This is a genomic window from Listeria immobilis (assembly GCF_014322845.1).
Lineage (GTDB): Bacteria > Bacillota > Bacilli > Lactobacillales > Listeriaceae > Listeria > Listeria immobilis.
Genome location: NZ_JAASUA010000004.1, coordinates 104,628 through 130,721, shown reverse-complemented (window position 1 = coordinate 130,721; position 26,094 = coordinate 104,628). Strand labels below are relative to the sequence as shown.

At 34.8% G+C, this 26,094-nt stretch carries 21 protein-coding genes; 2 read left to right on the top strand and 19 right to left on the bottom strand.

Features of this window, described 5'->3' with window-relative positions; all coding sequences use genetic code 11:
- Window positions 1-15 precede the first annotated feature (15 nt).
- The 4 genes from HCJ45_RS07210 to HCJ45_RS07195 form a co-directional block, all read right to left on the bottom strand.
- Window positions 16-1,239 carry an L-lactate MFS transporter gene (locus HCJ45_RS07210; RefSeq protein WP_185381060.1) on the bottom strand — a complete coding sequence of 408 codons (1,224 nt, stop codon included), beginning with the start codon at window positions 1,237-1,239 and terminating at the stop codon, window positions 16-18.
- A complete protein-coding gene (locus HCJ45_RS07205) occupies window positions 1,236-2,819 on the bottom strand; it encodes an acyl CoA:acetate/3-ketoacid CoA transferase (RefSeq protein WP_187124353.1) in 1,584 nt (527 codons plus the stop codon). Before HCJ45_RS07205 ends, HCJ45_RS07210 begins: the two co-directional genes overlap by 4 nt.
- Before the next feature lie 224 nt (window positions 2,820-3,043).
- A complete protein-coding gene (locus tag HCJ45_RS07200; protein ID WP_187124352.1) occupies window positions 3,044-4,414 on the bottom strand; it encodes a sigma-54 interaction domain-containing protein in 1,371 nt (456 codons plus the stop codon).
- 306 nt (window positions 4,415-4,720) lie between these two features.
- Window positions 4,721-5,482, bottom strand: coding sequence for an SDR family oxidoreductase (locus HCJ45_RS07195; RefSeq protein WP_187124351.1), 762 nt, complete (start codon window positions 5,480-5,482; stop codon window positions 4,721-4,723).
- 183 nt (window positions 5,483-5,665) lie between these two features.
- Here HCJ45_RS07195 and HCJ45_RS07190 point away from each other — a divergent pair, with 183 nt between their 5' ends.
- Window positions 5,666-6,229: a TetR/AcrR family transcriptional regulator gene (locus HCJ45_RS07190; RefSeq protein WP_187124350.1), complete on the top strand. Its 564-nt coding sequence runs from the start codon at window positions 5,666-5,668 to the stop codon at window positions 6,227-6,229.
- Between the two features lie 105 nt (window positions 6,230-6,334).
- Window positions 6,335-6,682 carry a magnetosome magnetite crystal formation protein family gene (locus tag HCJ45_RS07185; protein ID WP_187124349.1) on the top strand — a complete coding sequence of 116 codons (348 nt, stop codon included), beginning with the start codon at window positions 6,335-6,337 and terminating at the stop codon, window positions 6,680-6,682.
- A 41-nt stretch (window positions 6,683-6,723) separates the two neighbouring features.
- On the opposite strand, the gene HCJ45_RS07180 is transcribed toward HCJ45_RS07185, so the two are convergent.
- The 15 genes from HCJ45_RS07180 to HCJ45_RS07110 all read right to left on the bottom strand — a co-directional run bounded on the left by HCJ45_RS07180 (window position 6,724) and on the right by HCJ45_RS07110 (window position 26,092).
- Window positions 6,724-11,874, bottom strand: a complete 5,151-nt coding sequence (locus HCJ45_RS07180) for a SpaA isopeptide-forming pilin-related protein (RefSeq protein ID WP_187124348.1) — start codon at window positions 11,872-11,874, stop codon at window positions 6,724-6,726.
- A gap of 394 nt (window positions 11,875-12,268) precedes the next feature.
- Window positions 12,269-12,745: a siphovirus Gp157 family protein gene (locus tag HCJ45_RS07175; RefSeq protein ID WP_185349423.1), complete on the bottom strand. Its 477-nt coding sequence runs from the start codon at window positions 12,743-12,745 to the stop codon at window positions 12,269-12,271.
- A gap of 64 nt (window positions 12,746-12,809) precedes the next feature.
- Window positions 12,810-13,550 carry a class B sortase gene (gene srtB, locus HCJ45_RS07170; protein WP_185381063.1) on the bottom strand — a complete coding sequence of 247 codons (741 nt, stop codon included), beginning with the start codon at window positions 13,548-13,550 and terminating at the stop codon, window positions 12,810-12,812.
- A gap of 5 nt (window positions 13,551-13,555) precedes the next feature.
- Window positions 13,556-14,335, bottom strand: a complete 780-nt coding sequence (locus HCJ45_RS07165) for an ABC transporter ATP-binding protein (RefSeq protein ID WP_187124347.1) — start codon at window positions 14,333-14,335, stop codon at window positions 13,556-13,558.
- Entirely contained in the window at window positions 14,316-15,305 is a 990-nt protein-coding gene (locus tag HCJ45_RS07160) for a FecCD family ABC transporter permease (protein WP_187124346.1), read from the bottom strand. Before HCJ45_RS07160 ends, HCJ45_RS07165 begins: the two co-directional genes overlap by 20 nt.
- Window positions 15,295-16,164, bottom strand: coding sequence for a heme ABC transporter substrate-binding protein IsdE (isdE, locus tag HCJ45_RS07155; protein WP_187124345.1), 870 nt, complete (start codon window positions 16,162-16,164; stop codon window positions 15,295-15,297). Before isdE ends, HCJ45_RS07160 begins: the two co-directional genes overlap by 11 nt.
- Before the next feature lie 80 nt (window positions 16,165-16,244).
- On the bottom strand, window positions 16,245-17,954 hold the full coding sequence (locus HCJ45_RS07150; RefSeq protein ID WP_187124344.1) for an NEAT domain-containing protein: 1,710 nt from the start codon (window positions 17,952-17,954) through the stop codon (window positions 16,245-16,247).
- Window positions 17,955-17,967: 13 nt separating this feature from the next.
- The gene (isdC, locus tag HCJ45_RS07145) at window positions 17,968-18,594 is read right to left on the bottom strand and encodes a heme uptake protein IsdC (protein ID WP_187124343.1); all 627 of its coding nucleotides are present in this window, start codon (window positions 18,592-18,594) and stop codon (window positions 17,968-17,970) included.
- 202 nt (window positions 18,595-18,796) lie between these two features.
- Window positions 18,797-19,054 carry a DUF3116 family protein gene (locus HCJ45_RS07140; protein ID WP_185346734.1) on the bottom strand — a complete coding sequence of 86 codons (258 nt, stop codon included), beginning with the start codon at window positions 19,052-19,054 and terminating at the stop codon, window positions 18,797-18,799.
- Between the two features lie 280 nt (window positions 19,055-19,334).
- Window positions 19,335-21,140, bottom strand: coding sequence for an oligoendopeptidase F (gene pepF / locus HCJ45_RS07135; RefSeq protein ID WP_187124342.1), 1,806 nt, complete (start codon window positions 21,138-21,140; stop codon window positions 19,335-19,337).
- Window positions 21,141-21,213: 73 nt separating this feature from the next.
- Complete coding sequence (locus HCJ45_RS07130) at window positions 21,214-22,320, bottom strand: competence protein CoiA family protein (protein ID WP_187124341.1); 1,107 nt, start codon at window positions 22,318-22,320, stop codon at window positions 21,214-21,216.
- Window positions 22,321-22,454: 134 nt separating this feature from the next.
- Window positions 22,455-23,108 (bottom strand): adaptor protein MecA, encoded by a 654-nt coding sequence (gene mecA, locus HCJ45_RS07125; protein WP_187124340.1) that lies wholly within the window; start codon window positions 23,106-23,108, stop codon window positions 22,455-22,457.
- 231 nt (window positions 23,109-23,339) lie between these two features.
- Window positions 23,340-23,735, bottom strand: coding sequence for a transcriptional regulator SpxA (gene spxA / locus HCJ45_RS07120; RefSeq protein ID WP_003720569.1), 396 nt, complete (start codon window positions 23,733-23,735; stop codon window positions 23,340-23,342).
- Between the two features lie 321 nt (window positions 23,736-24,056).
- Window positions 24,057-25,019 carry an ABC transporter ATP-binding protein gene (locus HCJ45_RS07115; RefSeq protein WP_187124339.1) on the bottom strand — a complete coding sequence of 321 codons (963 nt, stop codon included), beginning with the start codon at window positions 25,017-25,019 and terminating at the stop codon, window positions 24,057-24,059.
- Window positions 25,016-26,092 (bottom strand): ABC transporter ATP-binding protein, encoded by a 1,077-nt coding sequence (locus tag HCJ45_RS07110; protein ID WP_038407752.1) that lies wholly within the window; start codon window positions 26,090-26,092, stop codon window positions 25,016-25,018. The genes HCJ45_RS07115 and HCJ45_RS07110 overlap by 4 nt, the downstream gene beginning before the upstream one ends.
- Window positions 26,093-26,094: the final 2 nt, after the last annotated feature.

Sequence of the window (26,094 nt, the reverse complement as noted above, 5' to 3'; positions counted from 1 at the left end):
TTCTCCTCTCTATTTTTACGCTAATTCTTTAGCAGGTTGTTTTTTCTCACGTAATTTATAAACAATATTAATGAATAGTCCTACTGCTGCGAGTGCAATTGCAATATAAAATGCTTGCGTAAAGTCGCCACCATTTTGACCAGCAATTTGCGCAGCCATTTTTGGTGCAAAGAAAGCAGCCGTAGAATAACCAATAAAGACAATTCCGTAATTGACACCTTGATTTTTTGGACCATAGTTTTCCATAACGATGGATGGGAAGACACCCATTGTTCCACCAAAGCATAAGCCAAGACCAATAATTCCAATTACGAAACCTGCAACCGATTGAAGTGTAGCAAGTGCTAGTAATGATAATGCAATTACTGTATAAATAATCATTAACGTATTAGATCTTCCTAAGCGGTCCGAAACAGCACCCCAAACAACACGTCCTAAACAATTGCTTAATGAATAAATACTTACGTACGCTGCTGCTGATGCCGCTGTTAATCCAAACATATTTTGACCAATTAAAGAAGCATTAGAAGCTATCATTAATCCTGAGAACGCGCCGATACCGAGCATTAACAAAATTAAGTAAAAAGTAACTGTACGAATCATTCCAGTCCAAGGAACATTTACCATTCCAGCTGAATTTCCTGCTGGTGGAGTCCAACCTTTTGGCGCATAGCCAGCTGGAGCAACTCGAATAAGAAAACTACAAACAATAACTACAGCGATATAAACTGCCCCCATAATTTTGAATGCTGTCATTACACTATATGTTTCAATTAAATGGTTAGCAATTGGCGCTGCGATAATAGTTGCCCCACCCATGCCGGCAGTAATAAGTCCAGAAGCAAGACCACGCTTATCCGGGAAAAGACGAATGGTATTACTAAGACATCCAGAATATGCAAATCCCTGTCCCAATCCTGCTAGTACACCATAAGATAAATAAAGCATCGTGGTAGAAGTTGCAAAACCAGTTAAAGCAAAACCTAATCCAAATAATATTCCACCTATCAAAATAGCCCATTTTGCTTTTCCTTTATCTGTTAAAATACCACCTAATATAGTAGGTATCGGACCAATTGCTGCATTAATCGTAAATGCCATCATCACTTGTGGTATCGTCCATCCATGAGCTGCACTAAGCGGACCTGCAAATACACTAAAAGCATATACAGCGCCTGTACATAGAAGCACCCCAACAGAACCAATTAAAACTCCCCAACGATTTATTTCTTTTGTCATACTTTTACTTCCTCTCCTGTTTGTTTTTCAATGATTGTTTTTAAACCGCCCCATTTTTCGTTAAAAATACCACTATCCATTATTTTTAAGTCCGTTGCAATAATCGGTTCAAACTCCATTTGTCCAAGAACATCTTTTTCTAAGTCAATACCTGGCGCAATTTCAATTAGAACCATTTTGCCATTTTCTAAGCGGAATACAGCTCTTTCTGTTACATACAAAATTGTTTGACCTGTCGTTGAAGCATATTCCCCACTAAATGTGATTTGCTGAACTTGTTTAATAAACTTTTTAGCCTTACCTTCTTGTAAAATCTCTAATTTCCCGTCACTCACACGAGTTTTTAGTCCTCCAGCTGTAAATGTCCCAGCAAAAATTAGTTTCTTCGCTGATTGGGAGATATTAATAAAACCACCACAGCCAGCTACTCTCGTGCCAAATTTACTTACATTAACATTCCCAGATTCATCCGTTTGAGCTAATCCAAGCACTGATAAATCAAGCCCTCCACCATCATAGAAATCAAATTGGGAGTGATGATCGACTATTGCTTCACTATTGTATGCATGTCCAAAATCTGCTAGTCCAGCTGGAACTCCACCAACAGATCCTGCTTCAGTAGTTAATATCAATTGATCACTAACACCTTCTTCAGCTGCTACTGTAGATACATTTACTGGAATCCCTACACCTAAATTAAGAATAGTTTGTGGTTCAAGTTCTGCCGCAGAACGTCTAGCAATTACTTTACGATCATCCAGTTCCAGTGGTGCAATATCTCCAAGTGGCACTTTAATATGACCAGAAAAAGCTGGATTATATTGTGTATTTTCAGTCTGGAAATGATTTTCCGGTTTGGAAATAATCACATGATCCACTAAAATACCCGGTACACGAACATCTTTTGGATTTAAGGAACCTTTTTTAGCAACTGATTCCACTTGTGCGATTACAATTCCGCCAGAGTTTCGAACTGCCTGAGCAATTGGTAGCACTTCCATATGTAACCCTTCTTTTTCCAATGTTAAATTACCAAATTCGTCTGCAACTGTTCCACGAATAAGCGCAACTTGAATAGGGAAACTTGGATAGTATAACCATTCTTCTCCGTGAATAGTAAGTACCTCAACTAAATCATCTTTGGAACTTGCTGACATTTTCGCTCCTTCAATGCGCGGATCCACAAATGTCCCCATTCCGATTTTTGTAATAACACCTGGTCGTTTTGCTGCGATTTCACGATAAAGCTGCGTGATAACCCCTTGAGGTAAATTGTAAGCTTCACATTTGTCTTCCTCAATTAATTTTGCCATTTTTGGAGAAGCAAGCGCAATACCACCAATCCAGCGTTTAATCAATCCTTCATGACCCCAGTGGCTCATGCCTTTTTCCCGGCGATCTCCTAAGGCACTTGCATGCATTACGGTTAAATTGCGCGGTGCCCCTTCTTCTAAAAAGCGTTTTTCGACTGCAATAGCCATTTCTTCATTGACACAAGATAAACCGAAACCGCTTAATGCTACTGTATCCCCATCTTTTATTAATTTTGCTGCTTCACTTGCTTTTATTACTTTTGACAAATTCTTCACTCCTTCTTGTTCAAGTATTCACATAAATTTGTAATGAATCACATTTTCTTATAAAGCAACTTTCATGCCAAAATGATAAATGGCTAGTTAACAGCATTTTAATTTATCTGTTTATCTCGTCGTCGCAAAAAAGCGACAAAGTTTTAATTGATATAAAATGAATCGTCGTTAAATAACAACAAAAAAAGTCCCATCCTTTTACAGATGAAACTTTCCTATTGATCAAGAAATTTTAGTTTCCGATATAATACAGAACGGTGAATGCCTAATACATTAGCTGCTTTTGTGACATTTCCATCACTTTCTTCCAATACTCGCATAATAAAGTGCTTTTCAACATCTTGCAAATAATCTTTTAAGGATAGCGATTCGTTCTTCGTTTGCTCTTTAAAATATAAATCCAGAGCAAAATCGTCCATTGACTCTATTTCAACTTCTTTTGCACCAGACATAACGACTAATCGTTCAATTTGATTCCTAAGTTCTCGAACATTACCCGGCCATTCGTAAGATAATAGCTCTTTTGTTTTATCACCACTTAATTGAAAGTCTTTTTGATATTTTTGATTGAATTTTAGAATAAACTGTCGTGCTAATCCAATAATATCTTGTGGTCGTTCTCTAAGAGCTGGAATGTGGACAGGTACGACATTAATCCGATAATATAAGTCCCGCCGAAAAGTTCCATTCTCTACCATTTCACCTAAATTACGGTTTGTAGCTGAGATAAGACGGAAATGGCGCTTAGTTTCTTTGGTAGAACCAAGCCTTCTCACTTCTCCGGTTTCAAGAACTCGTAACATTTTTGCTTGGAGTTCTAATGGCATCTCTGAAATTTCATCTAAAAATAGCGTACCTCCATCTGCAAGTTCAAGCATTCCGGGTTTTTCAATATCCGCTCCTGTAAATGAACCTTTTTCGTGACCAAATAATTCAGACTCAAATAACGCTTCCGGAATCGCCGCACAGTTAATAGAAATAAACGGACCAGCTGATTGTTCGCTTTTCTCATGAATATAGCGTGACAAGACTTCCTTACCAGTACCAGATTCACCATATAATAGTATCTTACTATCAAATGGGGCTATTTGATTGCAAACACGAACAATTTGTTTCATCGCAACACTTTCTGCTACCACAACTGTTCCTTCTTGCTCTTTATATTCTTCCAAAAGAAGGGATTCTTCATTATCCGAGAGCGCTTCACCACGCCATGTTTTAAAACTATCTGGTTGTGTTTCATCTGACATTGTTACAACTAAATGCACCGTCCCATCTGGGTAGAGAATCGGTGTCGAGGTAGAACGGATGCTAAAGCCTTTGTTAGTATTAATTACTTTGGTTTTCTTTTGCTTCGTGCGAATTGCTTCAAGTGTGACGGAATCATTATATACACCGTCTTGTACTAGGTCTTTTACATTGCAACGAAGTAATTCTTCCAATGACATTCCAACAGTAAGCGCAGTGAACTTATTAGAAATTAAAATATTTCCATCTGCATCTGTTACAAAAAGCGTTGTTGGCATATCTCTATTTAATTCTCCAAATGACTGTACTCCCAGCAAGTTATCCATTAAGTCAAACATTAATAGCTCATCCTTTTGGACTAGTTTCCTAGTTATTTGCTCATCATTACACAATCTATTATAACATAACTAGCTTATTTGATGTACTCGTTTTTTTGCGACAAAGTTAGTTAGTAGCACTGTTTTATGACAGCTATCGACACAATTAGACCTCTTTTAATTCAAAAACAGCCAAACTTTTTTATAGTTTGTTTATAACTAACTTCATAAAAAAGCAACCTCTAAAATAGACGTTGCAAAAACAAGTTATATCATTTATCAAAAAATCCACACTAGAAAATAGTTTCTAGTGTGGATTTCTACTTTTTAGTAAGCAGTCCAACCAGCGTCCGCAGTAATAACTGTCCCATTCACAAAACTTGAATCATCGGAAGCTAAAAATAAAGCAACTTTGGCAATTTCAGATGCATCACCAGCACGCGGATTTGTCCCCATTCCAATCATTGCTCGCTCTTGTCCAAATTGGTCTGGTGCATAGATAGTAGTTCCGATATTAGTATTGACTGCTCCTGGCGCAATAGCATTACAACGAATATTTTTATTTGCATATTGGAACCCTACATTTTTTGTAAAACCAACTACAGCATGTTTAGAAGCAGTATATGCAGCACCAGCTCGTGAGCCAAATAGACCTCCTGCTGATGCAATATTTACGATAATCCCTTGCCCTTTCTCTTCAAAGATGTGTAATGCTTTACGAGTTGCACGCATTACACCAGTAGTATTAATTGCAAAAACTTTATCCCAAAGTTCATCTGTTAATTCTCCAGCTGGAACAAAATTATCCATAATCCCAGCATTATTAACCAAAATATCTAATGTTCCATATTTCTCAACAGCTTGATTAATCATATTTTGTACATCTTCTTCGCTTGTTACATTGGCTACAACTGCCAACGCAGAACTTTTCTCATTTTCAATTAAATCCACTGTTTTTTGGGCTGCTTCTAAGTTTAAATCTGCAACAACCACTTTCGCACCTTCTTTTGCAAAAAGGAGTGCAATCTGTTGCCCCATTCCTGAAGCTGCCCCTGTTACTACTGCGACTTTCCCATTCAATTTCCCCATTGTTATTTCCTCCTTCATTTTTATTGCGCTAAAAAGGAAAACTAGCATCCTTCTCGCTTTCATTATAATCCCGAAGTTAAACGCTTTCAATATGTAAAAGAAGCCACTTTTGTTGATTAAACAACACTTTTACGTTATATGTATAGTAATAGAAAAAAATCTTACGTTGGGGGTTCAAAATGTATGGATAGACGCGTAAAAAAAACGAAACAAGCACTCAACCAAGCTCTCCTCACCCTTCTCAATCATAAGACTTTTAAACAAATTACTATTACAGATATTGTTCAAGAAGCAGATGTTAATCGAGGTACTTTTTACAAGCATTACCATGAAAAAGAGGATTTACTGGATAATATTATTCAAGATGTCTTAGCTGATTTAAAAAATGCTTATCGTGATCCCTATTTGCAAACCAACCATTTCTCTATCCAAACGCTTACCCCATCAATGATAAAAATCTTTGATCATGTTTATAATCATCAAGCTTTTTATAAACAAGTTATTAATTCTTCTATCAGCTATCGTTTTCAAAATCAAATTTGCGAAGTAATTCGCGAATTAGTTTTAGATGAGTCTAACAGTTTTATAACTACTACTAACGCCGAGCCTTTACTTCTGGCAACGTACCAAGCACATGCAATTTTTGGAATGATTGTTTTTTGGGCAGAAGAAGGTTTTAAGCATTCACCTAAATACATGTCTGAACAACTGCTCCTCATCATCCAAGCTAAAGAGCAAATTATTTGATCCTTACATAATTGTTATATTCTCTTTTAGCTTTGTCACTTGAATCGAGGGCTATAAACCTTACCACTTGTTACAATAAAAACATCAAAGAAAGGTGTGTTAATTATGAATGATCATCGAATTTTAAATGCATTAAGTTATTTTAGTATCTTTTTTGCTCCCATTATTGTCCCTGCATTAATTTGGATTTTTACTAAAACGGATGAAGTAGCTCACCATGCCAAAGTTGCTTTATTAACACATATTATCCCAACTATTGCAGCGGTAATATGTTTCTCTAGTATTTTTATTACTTCATTTACTAACATAGGCATTTTAACCAATCTATCCTTGATGGTTACTGCTGGCTTATTCTTTATAACAATAATCGCAACACTTGGTTTATTTATTTTTAATATTGTTCGCGGCATCCAGATGTTGGTAACAAAAACAGAAGAAGATGTTTGGATCTAATAAAAAAGCTATCCTAAAAAATTTAGGATAGCTTTTCCATTTTATCTATACGTTTTGTTTGTTCTTCTTAGTAAGAATAATGCGAGTACACTTACAACCAATCCAGTGAAAATGATTTCATAAGGAAATTCATCTCCTGTGGAAGGAAGATTCTCAGTTTTTTCCACTTTCGCAGTAGGTTTATTCATTGGTTTTTCTGGGTTTACTGGTTTAGCTGGATCAACTGGGTCTACTTTGATTGGTTGTTTCTCAATATCATAAACGAACGTGATTTTTTGCGGTGTTTCTTTGTATGCACCTATTTTATTGGCAGCATCTTTTACAAGTTTGTAATTCTTAATTACTTTTGCCTCTATTTGATATTTCTTTCCAATAACACCTGTATGAATTTCTTGTTCTGCCAATTTATTTCCTTTGGTATCAATAAATTCCACAGTGATTGTTCCACTAACTATTTTTTTCGTATTTGTTTTCGTTACTTGCAATGGAACTTGTTGATTAAAGGCGATAGAAACATTGACTGGAACAGTATCGAGTTCATAGCCTTTTGGTGCTTTTGTCTCGATTAATTGGTAATCTCCAGGAGCTAAATCTGCTACTTCGATTTTACCATCTTTATCAGTTGTTAGATTTTCTAGAACTGTATTGTCTCCAGCTACTAATTTAAATGTTGCATCAGCAAGTGGGGCTTTTATTTGACTATCTGTTTTAGTTAAAATAACCGTACCAGTAGTCATTGTATTTGTTTTCGTTACTTGTACTGCTTCCTGTTGATTAAATTCAATTGTGAAGGTAACTGGTGTCGCGTCTAGTTTGTAGCCAGTTGGTGCTTTTGTTTCTACAAATTGATAGTCGCCAGGGGCAAGGTCAGCTACTTCGATTTTGCCATCTGCGTCTGAAATTAGACCATCTTTCACTTTTGTCCCATCCGCCTGTTGTAATTCAAATTCCGCTCCGGCTAATTTAGCTTCTGAAACGCTATCTTCTTTTGTTAAAACCACACTTCCTGTTTTTGCGGTATTTTCTTTTGTTACATTTACAGGTGTGGTTTGATTAAATTCAATTGTAAAGGTAACTGGTGTCGTGTCTAGTTTGTAACCAGTTGGTGCTTTTGTTTCTACAAATTGATAATCACCAGGGGCAAGGTCAGCTACTTCGATTTTGCCATCTGCGTCTGAAATTAGACCATCTTTCACTTTTGTTCCATCCGCTTGTTGTAATTCAAATTCCGCTCCGGCTAATTTAGCTTCTGAAACACTATCTTCTTTCGTTAAAATGACACTTCCTGTTTTTGCGGTATTTTCTTTTGTTACATTTACAGGTGTGGTTTGATTAAACTCAATTGTAAAGGTAACTGGTGTCGCGTCTAGTTTATAACCAGTTGGTGCTTTTGTTTCAACAAATTGATAATCACCAGGGGCAAGGTCAGCTACTTCGATTTTACCATCTGCGTCAGAAATTAGACCATCTTTCACTTTTGTTCCATCCGCCTGTTGTAGCTCAAATTCTGCTCCGGCTAATTTAGCTTCTGAAACACTATCTTCTTTCGTTAAAACGACACTTCCTGTTTTTGCGGTATTTTCTTTTGTTACATTTACAGGTGTGGTTTGATTAAATTCAATTGTAAAGGTAACTGGTGTCGCGTCTAGTTTGTAGCCAGTTGGTGCTTTTGTTTCTACAAATTGATAATCACCAGGGGCAAGGTCAGCTACTTCGATTTTACCATCTGCGTCAGAAATTAGACCATCTTTCACTTTTGTTCCGTCCGCCTGTTGTAGCTCAAATTCCGCTCCCGCTAATTTAGCTTCTGAAACGCTATCTTCTTTCGTTAAAACGACGCTTCCTGTTGTTTGAGCATTTTCGACTACATAACTTGTGACTGAACCATCTGCTCCAACCGTTACTTCTTTTCCGTTTTTATATTCATCACTAATGATGTAGCCAACTGGCGCTTCCGTTTCAACTAATTTATACTTTCCAGATTGAAGTCCATCAAACAAAATTTTCCCTTCTGAATTAGTTGTTCCTTCTTGTCCCGCTGTTTCACCATCAAGTGTATACAATTGGAATTTGGCACCTGCTAATTTTTTCGTGTTATCCGCTTGGTCTACTTTTGTAACTTCTAGTGAACCAACTGTTGCCATTCCACTACCGCTACCAATCGTAAATGCAGGAGCAACAGATTTAGTTGCTGATTTATACATGGCTGGTAGCGAACCATAATCATTTGCTGCAGCAGTTGCCTGATTGGTAATGATTCCTGACATTAAACTAACTGTGCTATACGTTACTTTAATTGGCGCTGTTGCTTTATAATCCTTAAATTGGATCGTGAAATTAGCATCTGTGTAGGTAATATCATAATATTTAGGATCAATAGTGTCACCTGTTGTACTATTTACTACTTTAAAACTACTTTTCAAAATTTGTGCGCCTGTAGCTCCAGTTGTTAGCGTGTCGATAATAGTTGGGTTTTCTACCGGACGACTTGGATCAATATTTGTAAGCTCTACAGTCCAGTTAACTTTATTTTCAAAAGCAGGATCAATACTCCCAGACTTTAAAATAGCGCTATACACATGACTTGCATAGGTTTGGTAAGAGTAAGTTTTCTCATCTGTACCGTTATCGGAAACTTTTGCTGTATTTGTTACATATTTATAGAAATACCAATTATCATCTGGTTTAGTACTATATTTAACAAATACACGTGATGTATCCAAATTATCGAACTCTAAATGCAGTTTTTTACTTGTTGTTTCTACTTTAGTTGGATAGTTTTTGTCTCCAGATACAGCTAGCGTTCCTGTTGACTTTAAAGGAATAGCTATATTTAATAGTTCCGAATTTGAAGCGACATTACGATATTGCAATGATCCTTCCACATAAGATAATCCTGTTGGTATATCATCATCAAAAATCAAATTATCATATGCTTTTGACATTGTGTTTAGAGAAACAATCCAATCAATATTTCCGGTTGTTGAATTATAAGACCCATATTTTTCACCATTTTTCATGATACTTGAGTCTGGAACCATGGATGCACTAACTTCATCTACATACTTGATAATACCTCCATCATAGTAAGAAATAGATGCCTTATTATCGATAGTTTTAGTTACATCATTTAAATCTATATTTGTTACGAAGTCCACAACAATTTTTTTATTAGTTACTTTATAATCTCCAATAAGTTGAATATAAAAACCTTTTGGTGTGGTGTCTTTATTAATTGTATAATCTACACCTTCCGTTAGTAGTACACGGTCAGTATTATCTGTATAGGCAAATACGTTATAACTTGCTAAGCTTTTTACACCTGTCGAAAATTCATCTGTAATATTTAGATTAGACATATTGATTCTATCTGCATTAGCGGTGATTTTCCATGACATCGTATTATTAAAGTAATCAATACTTCCCGCTTCTTTTTTCAGTAAATCAGGTTGAATAGCAATAGTAGCATCCGCAGATACACCATTTTCGTCTGTTATTTCATTTTTAATTTTACGATCACTAAAGTCTTTTATTTTAGTAGAATAGGTAATTTGATACGCATTTGTATTTGTGTCTTTATAGGTTAAATTAAAGTTACCATTTGCCGAAATTGCTGATGTTGTCCAATCTGATGACGCATCAGCCGTCCCTATAATAGGTGCCCCCGTGCTTGTGTTAAATGTCACTTTTTTTATTTTAAGTGAATCAGCCACATACTCTACATCGTTATCTGCTAAAACATCTGTAAGTACTGTGGAAGGAGAGATTTCATCTTGGTCGTAGTTAAAATTGATTGACCAGTCAATACTTTGAGTAGAACCGTTGTACGTTGCTCTTTTCTCTATGTGCTTATAGTTGGTCATTGTTAAGTATACATAAGCAGAACGAGTAGAGAGAACACCAGAATCTCCAATAGTTTGCGCTTGTGTGGAAACATAAGATAGTGACGAATTTGGTTGGTTAATTGTGCGATCATAAGTTACTTGATACCCTTTACCGGCAAGCCCACCATTTAGAGTGATAGTTAATCCGGTTGATGCATAAGTTAATGTATAATCGGTACCTTCTGTTAGTTGCTTTTTCGTTCCAATAAACGTTCCACCAGCACTAACATCACTAGAATACACCTTTATGCTAGTTTGATCGATTGTCGTTGTTCCGCCAGATGAGAAATCAGTTAGTTTTAACTCACCTTTTGCGTCTACTTCTTTAGTTAAATTAAATTTTGCATCAACGCTTATTTTAGTTGGGTTAACTACTCCCGGACTTGCATTCAGACTAACCGTTGTTGGATACGTAACTACAGGAACTACCTCAATTTGGTAAACAGTATCTTTTCCTGCTGTTTTAAAGACAACATCTTGTACAGTTTCTTCTGATGCCGTAAATACTTTAAAAGCAGTACTAATACTAATATCATAATTCCCTTCTTGAATACCATCTTTTAAAAAGGTAATCGTTAATTCACGTGTAGTTACATCCAATGTCCACTCCGCTTCTGTCGATGGTAAAAAGTCTCCACTTAGATTTTTACTCCCAAAGTTAAAGGCATCTGGTAATACAGTAGTATATGTATCCCCCGCTTTATAATTTTTCCCGGTAAATCCAAAATGCATGTCTAAAACAACACCACTACCATTTTGTATTCGATCAGAAGTTTTAATTTCAGCTCCATTTCCATCTTTTAGCGTTACTTCTTCAAAAATATTATCTGTTATCGCTGCTTTTAAATTATTGTTTGCAACTGCTTTCTTCTCTGGTGCAGTCATTTGTTCTTCTTTTGTTGTTGTCTGTTCTTCTTTTGTTGCTGTTGTTTCTTTGGCAGAAATAGATGTTACTACTTCTTCTTTATCAGTTAGGGTTACGTTATACTCCTTTTCATCTAACGTATAACCTGGCGCTGCTGTTTTTTCCTTTACAACATAATCCCCAGCTGAAAGTGATTCTTCTGTACCGACCCCGTCTGTCTGTATAGAAAGTGTTTTGGTTTCTCCCGTAGCTTTATTTTTAATTTCGAAAGTGGAACCATTCACTTTTTCATTTGTATCTTTATCTTCTTTAGTTATTTTCACACTTGCTTGGGCTGCGTCATCTTCTGTCATCGTTGCCAGAACAGGTGAAACATTTTGAAACACAAGTAATCCAATAACTGTTGCGATAAGTATTTTTTTCCATTGAGTAATTTTTTTCACAGTGCTTTCCTCCTTAAATACAAACTTTTCCTCATATAACATACTGAATTATATCAAGCGACAATCGCCGAAAATGTTCTTTAAGAACCAAAAAACCGGTCGTTTGTGACATTTCAGTGAACAAAAAATCGTTTTTAATATAGAGAAATAAGCTATTTAAACAGGTTATTTACTTGATCCATTCATTTTTAAATATATAAAAACGGCTATATACCAACCATCAAACTAATAAACACTTCATTATTATTATTGTTAAAAGCATGAAATATTAGTTTGAATAAATATGTTTAAAATAAACATTTTTTGTCTCTAAGGAGGTAAATTACTCAAAATAAGGCTGTTTTTGACAATTTAGTGGACGAAATTAGCTTTTAGAATGAAATATCATCCATTTTTAACGTATTCGAAGGGATTCACTTTCGATTAATACAGCACCATCCACTTCATTTCCAGCTTTTAATAATTCGGCTATCCGTTTTTTATCAATTTTTGGCTCTTGAAGTAAAAAGTATGGTTCTAATAAAGTTTTATTAGTGACCTCTACACTTGCTGGATTTTTTTGAATTTGGATTGTAAAGAGCGAACTTTTCAATTTTCTTATTTCTAATCGTTCCATTTCTGTTTGCAGATAGTTTTTTAACTTTACAGCATTATTTTCCAAGGCTTGTTTTCGTTTTAGTAATCGTTTGCTTTCTATGCCGACTATTTCAGCATCCGCCATCAGTTCCTTAATTATTTTAGCAATATTTTCTGCTTTATCATGAAAACCATCAGTAATCGCATCAAGTGTATCCTCAAGCGCCTTGGTTTTATTTTCTTCTAAAAGTTCTTGCACACGTATATAATTCTCTGCTAGCTCATATAATTTCATAAAATCCTTCCTTTCTAAAAGAAGAAAAAGCACCAAAAAAAGCGTGTTAGGCTGTGGCACTTTCTCATTTTGCTATTAATTTCCCTTGAATAACCATTCGTCCTTTTTCATAATCTTTCGCAGTATCACAAGTAGAAAGTGTAATAATTCGGTCATTTTCCGTTACTTCCACATTCAATTGATAGAGCGATTGTTGTTTTATTTTTTGCAAATATTGATCAAAATCAAGTTTGTTTGGAAATTCTGTTTCGATATAATAAAAATCCGTTGTCGTTTCATATACTGCAAAAATTTCTACTTGATAATTTTGCAGTGCAGATTCATAAGAAAAAGTTGGATGTTTCGCTAAAAATTCTTTATCCAAGTATTTTCTTAAATCAGCAAACATCGAGCCATCTTTCATATTATGACCATAAATGATCGTATTTTTATCTAAAAATTCATTGGTATTTCGATAGTCTTTAAAAATACTTCCTGCTCTTGCTTGTTCATTTTTATAATTATGCTGTAAATAATATTCATTATTGGTACTTTGTAAAATCGGATAATCTATTTCTGTTCCCGCTAAAGTAAGCCAGCCAGTCATATCTTTATTAAGTTTTTGCAATGACTTAAGCTCTTCTCTTACTTCACCGTTTACAGTTGTAGTTGTAAACGGTGAAGTATAAACCGCCTTTGCATCGTCTAAAATAGTACGATTATGTTTATTTTCATATATTTCTAAACCAATTTTCCATCCTGAAAAAAGAAAAATTGCTAAAACAAATAGTGTTATGCCTTTCCTTAAAAACGATTTCGCTTTCATATAAACTAAAACTCCCTTCGTCTTTTCGGAACAATATACTTACCAGTTTCTACATCGTTTAAAATAGTAGCATAAACACCATAAGTTTCCGCAATTAATTCTGTTGTTAAAAGTGCTGTTGGTTGTCCCTTTGCAATAACCTCACCATCTTTCATAACAATTAATTGGTCGCTATAAGTTAACGCTTGATTCAAATCATGTAACACCATCACAATGGTCAAACCCGCCTCTTTATTTAAACGTTGAATTAACTCCAAAATTTCAAGTTGGTAGTACATATCAAGAAATGTCGTTGGTTCATCTAATAACAAAATGGGCGTTTCCTGAACTAATGCAGTAGCAATAAAAACTCGTTGCCGTTCACCTCCTGAAAGACTATCAACAAATTTATCCGCCTTATTAATTAACTCTGTCTGAATTAATGCAGATTGAACAGCTAAATCATCTTGCTCATTTCTAGTCATTCGCCAATTTTTATAGGGAAGCCTTCCAAAATAAAGCAGTTCTTTTACTGTTATTTCACTTGGCAAAATATTATTTTGATGTACAATGGCAACATTTTGCGCAAAGTCTTTAGCTTTCCATTGAAAAATTGATTTTCCTTCTAATAAAACTTCTCCCACATCTGGTGAAAGTAGGCGTGCGAGAATTTCTAACAAGGTCGATTTCCCGCTACCATTTGGACCAACAATAGTGTTAATTTTATTTTTCTGGATAGTAAATGAGACATCTTTTAAAATAGGTTCTGCAGAGTTATAGCTAAAACTAACGCCCTTTACTTCCATAAAAATCACCCTTTCTCATTAAAAAGATTAAGAATGGTCCGCCAATGATGAGCATAATTACCGAAGCAGGAATTTCCATTTGTTCAAATAATGTTCTACCCATTGTATCAGCTACCAAAAGTAATAGCGCTCCGAATAAAATCGAAAACGGAACTAATATTTGATAATTCCCACCAACTAGCTTTCTAGCAATATGTGGCACGAGTAAACCAACAAATGCAATAACACCCACGACTGCGGTTGTAATCGAAGCAAGTAAAACAGCAATAAGCGCAAGGAAGATTCTCGTCCGATTTACTGATACGCCAAATCCTCGAGCCATCTTATTTTCAAGTCCTAAAACATTGCACCATTTAGCAAGCACCCATGCGCAAATAAGGCCAACTGCCACATAAATAAGTAATGTTTCTACATCTGACCATTTTTTCATTGCCAAACTTGCTGCACTACTAGCGGAATTACTAGAAATAAGTGCCACCTGCGAAGAAAGTGCATCACTCAAGCCTGTAAATACTGCATTAATCGCAATCCCAATAATAATAAACCGAAGCGGATTAAAATCAGAACGATAACTAAATAAAAATACTAAAAAACAAGCAAACGCTCCACCAATAAAAGAAAAAAGTGGTAGCCAAAAATATAATTCCGGTAAAAATAAAATAACTACAAAGCTAAAAAATTTTGCTCCTGCAGAAATCCCAATTACTCCCGCATCAGCAAGCGGATTACGCATCACAGCTTGAAGCAACAACCCTGAAACTGATAAAGCAGCTCCTGCAAGTAAGGCGATAATAATTCGCGGAAATCGCAAATCAATAATTACATCTATTGCCTCATTCCCACCAGTAAATATTCCTTTTACAAACACTGGAAGAGTCATAGATAAACTTCCAGCTTGAATGGCCCAAAGTAACGTCACAATTAATAGTACAGTCACTATTCCAAAATAACTTTTTTGTTTAATTGTCATATAGCATTTTTTCCATTTCTTGAAGTGCAGCTGGTGCATTCAAACTAGCAGTCATCCCAAATAAATTTTCATCTAAATCATAAACACGATCATTTTTTACTGCATCAAAATGTTTCCAAATATCATTAGTTTTAAATTCCTCATCAAACATTTTTACAACCTCTGCTGGCATTCCATGAGCTGCACGTAATATAATATCCGGATTAGCATTTTGTAAATATTCCGTATTAGATGCTAAATACTCCACTTTTTGATTAGTTATAATATTTTTCCCACCCGCAATTTTGACTAAATCGCCAATATACGCATGTTCCGTCACAACTAAATAACTTCCTGGTACACCCATTAAAATTAAAACAGATGGTTGTTCCTTTTTAGAAACACTTGTTTTCACCTGATTTATTTTAGCGCTTAAACCTTCATTTAACTTTAAGGCTTCCTTTTCTCGGTCAAATTGTTTACCAAGTTTATTAATCTCCATTTTCATCGAATCAATGCTCGTAAAGTCTAAAAAATCAGCTTGCAAATTCGCTCCAGCAAAACCTGCCTTTAAATCAGCTTCTAATGTTTTTGTAGAAAGAACAATATCCGGCTTCAACATTCGAATAACCTCTAAATCAGGCCCCATCGGTGACCCAATTTCCTCCACTTGCTCATATTGCTCAGGTAACTTTTTGGCACTGGTGGGAACCCCGACGAGCGGTAAGTCTAGTTCATTCATAATTTCAGTAATCGCTACTGTAGTCGCAACAATTTTTGGTGATTTTTCTGTTTTTGAAAGTTGTTTTTTAGCAGTCTCCTCTTTACCACAACCTACTAATAAAAGCAGTAGCACACATATAACCATCATCTTTTTCACGTTTATTTCCCCCAGTTATAAAATAAAGCGAGCTAAGCAAAGAATCTTTCCCTCCACCTAACTCGCTATTACCAGTTTTATTAACTTATTCTTTTACGTTTTAAGCGATAAGCTAAATAAAGGAAGGAAACTACAAATAAAGTAATATACCATGTCATACTAGAGCTATCACTTGTTTTAGCGTTTTTCTCTGTTTTATCTTTAGTAACAGATTTTTGAATGTTTTTCGTATCATTAAAATCTGGCTTAGCTAGTTTAGGGCTAGCATTATTAGTCACATTTTCTGTATTTAATAGCTCATTTTTCACAGGTTCTTTCAAAGTCACATTTGTTCCTGTCGTATCTTTAATGGTCGCTTCGTTAAGTTTTACTTGAACAATATACTCATGGTCATAAGCAAACCCTGGCATATCTTCAATTAAAACATGGGTTTTCACATCCGTACTTGCTGCTCCATCTTTTACAGGATATTTTACAGTTCTAGTATTCTTATTTATATCCCCAGAAACTACTTCCATATCTTTCCAAACACCATTTTGCTTATACTGGAACGTTTTAATCCAACTACTATTAGTTAAAGTTAGGTAAACATATGGCTGGTTATTTTCCACTTTTATCACAGCAGGTTTCATTATATAACTTTCCATCATAGAAGTTTCCGACGTTCCATCTTTAAATACATCAAAATCGATTGAATACGTATGATTATTTACTAATTTTTTCGGATCCACTTTTACAGGCTTATTTGGTAATGTAGGAGATGTCACTGGTGGATTTGTTGGCTTTGGATCTGGTTTTGTTACAGGTGGCTTTGGTTTTTCTTCTTCTACTATAGGAGGTGTCACATCTGCTCCGGGATAAGAACTAGCAGCGACAGCCTTTGTTGTATCAAAAACATAACGGAAATCAGCTTGTCCTTTATAAACAGAACCATTAAAGGGAGCCTCGTAATTAACATGTGCTGCAAGTGGTTGATTTAAATCCTCTACTTCGAATTCAATGATTCTTGTATTTGCTGCTGTATCCTCTGAAATTACTTTTACATCTTGTAAAGAACCAGCTAATTGTGTTTTTAGAGCAGTCACTGTCTTATTGTCATTAATAGTCATCGCTATTGTTTTCTTACCATTTTTCACTTTCAACCAAGCAGGATTCTCAAAATAATTTTGCATACTTGAATTAGCATCATCATTTGCTTTTTTAGCTACAAAAGGAATCGTATAATTCCCATCTGAAAGTGTCTCTGGTGTTGCTGTAGTTGACTCTGAAATAACTTTCAAACTACTTGGATTAATGGTCAAATCTACTTGGTACCAGTGATCATAATTAATTGCATCTACTTTAATATGCATATAGGAAAAAATAATCTCATCAAGAGAACTTAGCTTAAATTTCTCCACACGCGTATTATCGGTTGTATTCGAACTAACTGTTTGTACATCTTGATAACTATCCTGATATACTTCCGCTTGGGCAGGTTTTGCTGGACGAGTCCCATCTTTTGAAACCGCCATTGTTTGCCAAAAAGTACTATTAGTAATCGTTAAGTACATATAAGGTTGACCATTTTCCACTTTAATTGTTGCTGTATGATTAATATATTTATCCGCTTCAGAAGATTCTTTTGTTGTCTTTCCAGTATTATCTTTATAAAAATTCACTTGAACCTGGTATTCTCCGCCATCTTTCAGTCTTGAGTCAGCTGCATCAACTGAAAAGCCAGGTATCATTTGAAAAATAAGCATCAACGTTAGTAGTGATACTAAACCTTTTCTCCATAGTTTCTTCATAGTAATCCCCCTTTTATTTAAAACTAGCTTTCCTTTTAAGTAGAACTAAACCAATTCCTGCTGCAACAAAAATAATTCCATATAAGTACATTTGACTAGAATCACTAGATTTTGGGTTTGCTACTTCTGTTTTTGTTTCATTACTTGATGGTACTTCTGTTGTTTTATCGTTATCTGATGACTTTACTGCAGTTGCAAGTGATTTTGCTGAACTTTCGTCAAAGCGTAATTGAATTTGATACTCATGATGATAATTAAGACCATCATCATCAATGTCTACTTTAATTTTTGCATTCACAGGACTACTTAAACTCGATACTGGAAATTGCACTTTTCTAGTATCATCGGCAGCACTTTTTGAAATTTCGCTAACCGAACTGCCTTCTACCCATAATCCTGTAATCCATTTGCTATGATTTATTTGCAAGTTAACGGTAGACTTCCCTCCATTTACCGTTATAGTTGCTGGTTTATCAAAATAGTCATTTGCCATTGATACAGAATCACTATCACCTTGAAGCACCGTATAATTAACCGAATAGTCCCCATCCTTTAGTGCTGCCTGAGCCGTATTACCACTAGAAAGAAAAGAAAAACTAAACAAAAAAACAAACGCAACCAAAATTACTATCTTCTTCATACTTTTATCTCCCTTCTTTAATAAAAAATATTCGTTATAAAAATCCTCCACAAAATTTGTGAAGTATAAGTATGTAACTTCATTTGCTAATTACCAGTTTAATTGATAATGATTATCATTGTCAACTGTATTTTCATTTCCTTTTTTAAGAAAGCACAAAAAAACCATGGATTTAACTTACATATCCATGGTTTCATTTTATTTATTCTTCATTAGAAAATTGTTCAAACAATAGTTCCCCTTTTAGCGTTAAAGAATAGCGTTTCTCTGTAATCCTATTATTTCGCGCCAAATAACCATTTTCCTCTAACCAATAAAGTGTAAGTAACACCTCATTTTTTGTATATTTTCGAAGTTCTCCAAAATCAATAACCTCTAGCGACATATCATTAATCTTTGTATCTACATTTTTCGCAAAAAGAAGCACTTCTTTTAATAACTTTTTATCCTCTATTATCATTTTACCCCTGCCTTTTTTGTAAATTCATGTTGATAACGTAAAAAGCCGTAGCACAATGCCACGGCTTCTTACAGCGCAATCAAAAGGAGAAATTCACACAATCAAATAAAGGGGGTATTTGTTTGTGATTTATTTCACGGTTATAATATACCATATAAATCACTTTAATTCAATAGTTCACATAGTTATTTTTATATTTCGAAGCTCCGTCTACACTAATCAAATTAAAAAAGGTATAAAAGTTTAAGTTAAACTTTTATACCCTTTTAAGAAGCTATACTTACTTAACAAGTTTTTCTAACTCATCAAGTCGTTGAGCAAACACTTTTAATGCATCATCTACTGGATCAGGAGTAGCCATATCAACGCCAGCTTTTTTAAGTACATCGATAGGGAAATCTGAACTTCCCGCTTTCAAAAAGTCAATATATGCCGTTACAGCAGTTGGGCCTTCTGTTAAAATTTTTGCACTAAGAGCTGAAGCTGCCGAAAATCCTGTTGCATATTGGAAAACATAATAATTCATATAGAAATGCGGAATTCGCGACCATTCATAACCAATTTCATTATCATAAACCATGGCCTCACCATAATATTTTTTATTAATATCAAAGTAAGTTTCTGTTAAATAGTCTGCAGTTAACGCCACACCATTTTGATCCGCTTGATGAATTGCATGCTCAAATTCAGCAAACTGTGTCTGACGGAAAACAGTTCCTTTAAATCCATCTAAATAATGATTCAATAAATAAGCACGCACTTTTGGATCCTCATATTTTTTCAACAAGTAGTCTGTTAAAAGGTTTTCATTAGTTGTTGAAGCCACTTCTGCTAAGAAAATCGAATAATCACCATAAACAAACGGTTGATTTTTTCTAGTATAGTAACTATGCACACTATGACCAAGCTCATGCGCCAGAGTATATACATTATTAATATTATCCTGCCAATTCAATAAAATATAAGGATTTGTACTATATGAACCCGAAGAATAGGCACCACTACGTTTACCTTTATTTTCCACAACATCAATCCACCGACTATCAAAAGCTTCTTTCAAAATGGCTTGATACTCTTCACCTAGTGGTTTCAACGCCTCTAATACAAGTTCCTTTGCTTCTTCATAAGTGAATTCCAAATTAACATCATCGGAAAGTGGTGTATAAAGATCATACATGTGCAATTCTTCTAGGCCTAATAACTCTTTACGAAGTTTCACATAACGATGAAGCAAATTAGCATTTTCATTTACAGATTTAAGCAAGGAATCATATACTGTTTCTGGAATATGATTACCGGAAAGTGCTGCTTCTCGTGCTGATTGATAACCACGAGTAGAAGCATAAAAATTAGATTTCTTCACTTGACCATTTAGTGTGGAAGCAAGCGTATTTTTCAAACCTTCATAAACAGAATATACACCTAAAAAAGCCTCTCTGCGAACACGTGGATCATTACTTTCAAGTAACTTGCCAAACCGACCGTGCGTAATTTCTATCTCTTCTCCATCTTCATCTCGAATAATCGGGAATTTCAAATCAGCATTATTTAGTGTATTAAATGTATTTGATGAACTTCCAAGCACTTCACCAGCATTGGCAAGTAGCGCTTCTTCTTTCTCACTTAAAATATAAGGTCGGCTTAAATTTAGCTCTTCTAAAAGATGTGCATATAATTGTAAATCTTTATTTTCTTCCAAGAACTGTTTTAAAATATTTTCATCCATAGCTAAAATTTCTGGATCATAATACGATAAAGCAGACATCAGTTTTGTAACTAAACTCCCTGCTCGACTATATAATCCTTGGTACTTTGCATTAGCTGTATCTTGATCCATTTTTAAATGCGCGTATACATATAAATTACTAATTAAATCATATGCCTTATCACGAAATTGTAGCGCTTCAAAAAGTGTTTGGCTACTTTCTGCTAGCCTCCCTTTATATTTAGTACTCTCTTCTGCTACTTGTTGACATTCAACAAAAGCTTCTTCCCAAGCTTCATCACTTGCATAAATTGTGGTTAAATCCCATGTTAATTTTTTCGGTACTTCTTCTCTTAATGGTAATGCATTTGTTTTACTCATTATTAAAAACTCCCAACCATAGTCATTTTGATTTTATTATGAGCTAAAATAACTAAAAAAGCAAAACAGATGATTAAAGTTCTGAAACTGATTTATGGATGCATGCCATTACACGTTTTACTCGGTAGCGATTATCTGGAATTGTGGAAAGAACTCCCACCTGAATTAAATAAGATAGATAAGCTTTTCCTAATTTTAAGTATTCATCAGATGGGAGCCAAATTGTATGCACTTTTTTAACTACTAACTGAAATTTTTCTAAAAAATAAACTTCACTAAATGTATCATCTTTTTCAAGCCTATTAAAAAAAATATCCCATAAATCAAATTGCCATTCTATAGCAGGTGTAATTACTAAGAATTGAGATTCTAAATCCACACCAATTTCTTTTGGCAAATAATGCAAATAATAACCTGCATTATACACTCTTTTCATAAACTGACCATGTTTTTTAAATTTAGCATAATAAAAACAAATTTTCTCGCGTTCAAGCAATCGATCTCTTTTTACATAAGTATGTCTTGAAATAATTCGACTGATTTTTTGTTTACATTCATTTAAATTTTCTTTTAGTGAAAATTGCATCTCACTAGCAAAGAAAGCATTTCTTTTTTCAAATGTTAGGTGGTAATATAATGTAAAAATTTCTTTTTCAGGAGAATAATGCCAAAAATGATAGCCTAATTGTGAGTCTACTTGTAAAAACGCTAGTTGGAATGCCGTTAGATAAATTCGTCCTTTCACTGTTTTTACACTTTGTCCTAGTATCCAGTGTACATCTAAACCAATCGATACATAATCCATTGTGCGTCTAATCATCTCACTTATTGGGATGGAGGAACACTGAAATTCAATTACTGACTTATTGTTAACAAACACATCTGCTTGTCTAGCAATCTTTGGAAAGTAACATTCTACTGTAATCGGAATACCTTGATAACAAAACCAGGACATAAGTTGGCTTTTAGCAAGCAAATGTTGCTCACTTTCACCTTCTGAAGCAAAAGCACATTTAGTTGATTTTTCATGTGCAAAATGTGGTATTTTAATTTCACCAGCTTTAATCATCACCGGACTTGAGCAAGCCTTACAAAACAATTGATTTTCTTGTCGAATACGTGCTACATTCATTTTAGTAATAGTAAATGTTTCTCCTTGGTCGTTTCTTGCTGTAAACATAATCTACACACTCCTATTAGCTCTTTACTAATATTATTCGACAACAGCTAACCATTTTCCTGCTAATTTTTTAAAATCATAAAAAAGACCCGTCTAGCTGTTTTTTCAGCCAAAACGGGTCTTAAAATATTGATTTAAAAGTATTGTCTTACTTGCTGTAATGCAGGTACGTCAAAAATGATTTTGCCATATTCTGCTAGCATATAACCAGTTAAATTCGACTCTAAACCGTACTCAAGCAAAATACTAACGGCATTGTCAATGTTGGATTCATCATACTTATTTTCAGGAAATTCTACATTCAAATAATACTTCTCTTGATAAGAATAAAGTTTCGTTACCAGATTTTCTAATCCTGTCGCACGTGATAAAGAAATAACATCCTCAAAATCACGGAACTCTAAAATAAACTCTAACGTATCATCTTCTCCAAGCATTTCTTTCTTCACTGGATTGAAGTTTTCTTCGAGTAGTTTTTCGATTTTTTCTTCTGCAAGCTCATCTGGGGAATTAAGTGTGACATCGAAGCCACCTTCACCTTTTCCACCAATTGTAGCTTTTGTTACAAATACTTCTAAACCATGTTTTAAAGCTTGGACTTGTATCCAGAGCGGACCTTCTGGAGAGAACTCTTCTTCATATTTTAGCTCATCCATCATATCCCAGAAAAGTTCTTCACTTTTCTCGCGGTCATACCAAACGTCTTCTTGGTTAAAACCTCGCTCTTCTAAATCCAGATAAGAGATATAAAACTTGATAGTATCTTCATTAATTCGTTCAATTTCCATCGTCACACTCTCCCTTCCTAGTTAGTCTTTGACAATGAAGGGTAAAACTTAATTGGTTAAATTCATTGTAGCTCATAATAGAAAATAGTACCACCATTTTTTCTTGAATTTTCATGGTGGATTACTATATTAGCTGAAAAACTAAAAAAATACAAGAACAATAACTCGAATTACAAAAAAAGCGCCAAGAATCCAATTGAATGGAATCCTCGGCAACCACTTTTATCAATCTTAGTTAACCATTTTTTGCGCTTCACGTAATTGATACGTGCGTACTCGGCGCGGTAAGAAACGGCGAATTTCATCTTCATTGTACCCAACTTGCAAACGTTTCTCATCAATAATGATAGGACGTCGTAATAAGCCAGGATTTTTCTGGATTAATTCAAATAGTTGTTGCAAAGGAAGGCTATCTAAATCCACGTTCAACTTTTGGAAAGTTTTTGAACGAGTGGAAATAATTTCATCTGTTCCGTCCTCAGTCATACGAAGAATTTCTTTAATTTCATCCAAACTAAGTGGCTCAGAAAAAATGTTTCTTTCCTTATAAGGGATATCATGTTCTTCCAACCATGCACGAGCTTTTCGGCAAGATGTGCAACTAGGTGAAGTGTATAACGTTACCATTAGACATTCACACTCCTTATCGGGTATTGTTTCATTCATATAACGAAATTCTAGCAATATCTCTATTTGGAAAATTCATTAAAGAACTTACACTTCATTATACACTAATTTTGTGAAATTCTATATACTATTTTTAAATTTTTTCTTTCCAAATATGTAAAACCATTGTTAGCAAGCCGTTATGTATATGATACCCCTACTATAACTTGTTTAAACTAAAATCACATGAAAAAAATAGCTTTTTTATGAGAATTCGATGAGAAATTTCAATTTCCTATAAAAAAACCTTCATCGAAATAATATTCAATGAAGGCTTATTCATTATTTAGTAGCTGCTGATAATTTAGCATGTTTTTCTTTATACATTACTTCTTCTTCTTCTGAACAATAAACAAAATGTCCAGGAGCAATTTCACGCATTTTAATTTCATCGCCATCTTTATAATTATGAGTAGTTGGATCATATGCTTTACGCACACGAGTCCGTTCATAATTTGGATCTGGTAGAGGAATTGCGGATAAAAGCGATTCTGTATAAGGATGTAATGGCGCATGATATAAATCATTTGCCGGTGCTAACTCTACCAATTTACCAAAATACATTACGCCGATTCGGTCACTAATATATTTAACCATTGATAAATCATGGGCAATAAATAGGTATGTTAGATTTTTTTCTTTTTGCAATTGGCGTAATAAGTTAACTACTTGTGCTTGGATAGATACATCAAGAGCCGAAATAGGTTCATCAGCAATGATAAATTCAGGTTGAACAGCAAGCGCGCGGGCAATCCCAATACGTTGACGTTGACCACCAGAAAACTCATGAGGATAACGACCAGCGTGTTCTTTACTTAAACCAACCGTTTCAAGCAAATCATATACTTGTTGATTTGTATCTTCCGGCGTTTTAGCAAGTCCATGAATACGGATACCTTCTGCAATAATATCTTTTACTTTCATACGCGGATTTAATGACGCATATGGATCTTGGAAAATCATTTGCATTTTACGGCGGAATTCAAGCATTTCTTTACGGTTTTTACGTGCATGCACATCTTTACCATTATAAATAACTTCTCCGCCAGTAGCATCATATAAACGGATTATAGTACGACCAGTAGTTGACTTACCACAACCAGATTCACCTACTAAACCTAGTGTTTCACCTTTATAAATATCAAAAGAAATATCATCAACAGCACGTACTTCACTTGCAGTCCCCTGATTAAAATATTGCTTTAGATTATGAATTTCTAATAATTTTTCCTTTTGTTCTGTCATTCTACTTCTACCCCTTTCGCATGGACAGCTTGCATGCCAGGATGAAGTTCCGCAAACTGTTCTTGGCGACGTAGTACAGCATCAGGAGGCGTTACTTCAGGTGCATCTGGGTGAAGTAACCATGTAGCCGCATAATGTGTATCAGACACCTTAAATAGTGGTGGCTCTTCTTCAAGGTCAATTTGCATCGCATATTTATTACGTGCAGCAAATGCATCTCCTTTTGGAGGGTGTAGCAAATCAGGAGGCGTACCTGGAATAACAAATAGTTCTTCATCATCTGTATCCAGTGTAGGCATAGAACTAATCAGTCCCCAAGTATATGGATGTTGTGGATTATAGAAAATTTCATCTACTGTTCCAATTTCTACAATTTTACCACCATACATAACAGCAACTCGATCTGCAACGTTTGCTACAACACCAAGGTCATGGGTAATGAAAATAATTGATGTATCAATTTTTTTCTGTAAATCTTTCATTAAATCTAAAATTTGAGCTTGAATTGTTACATCTAGTGCCGTTGTTGGTTCATCAGCAATCAAAATTTGCGGATTACAAGCAAGCGAAATTGCAATAACAACACGTTGACGCATCCCACCAGAAAATTGGTGAGGATATTGTTTAATTCGTTCTTCTGCATTTGGAATTCCAACTAATTGAAGCAGGCGTAATGCTGTTTTACGAGCTTCTGATTTGCTAATCTTTTGGTGCTTAATAAGTGGTTCAGAAATTTGTTTTCCAATTGTCATCGTAGGATTTAGTGATGTCATTGGATCTTGGAAAATCATTGCTATATCTTTTCCACGAATTTTTTGCATTTCTTTTTCGTGTGCTTTAGCAATATCCATTCCATTAAACAAGATTTGACCACTTTTAATTTCTGAATTACCTTCTGGAAGTAAACGCATAATTGATTTTGTTGTAACTGATTTACCAGAACCAGATTCTCCAACAATCGCTAATGTTTCACCTTTATACAAATCAAAATTAACTCCACGAATAGCCTTTACTTCTCCAGCATATGTGTGGAATGAAATATTTAAATCTTTCACTTCTAATAGCTTTTCCATAA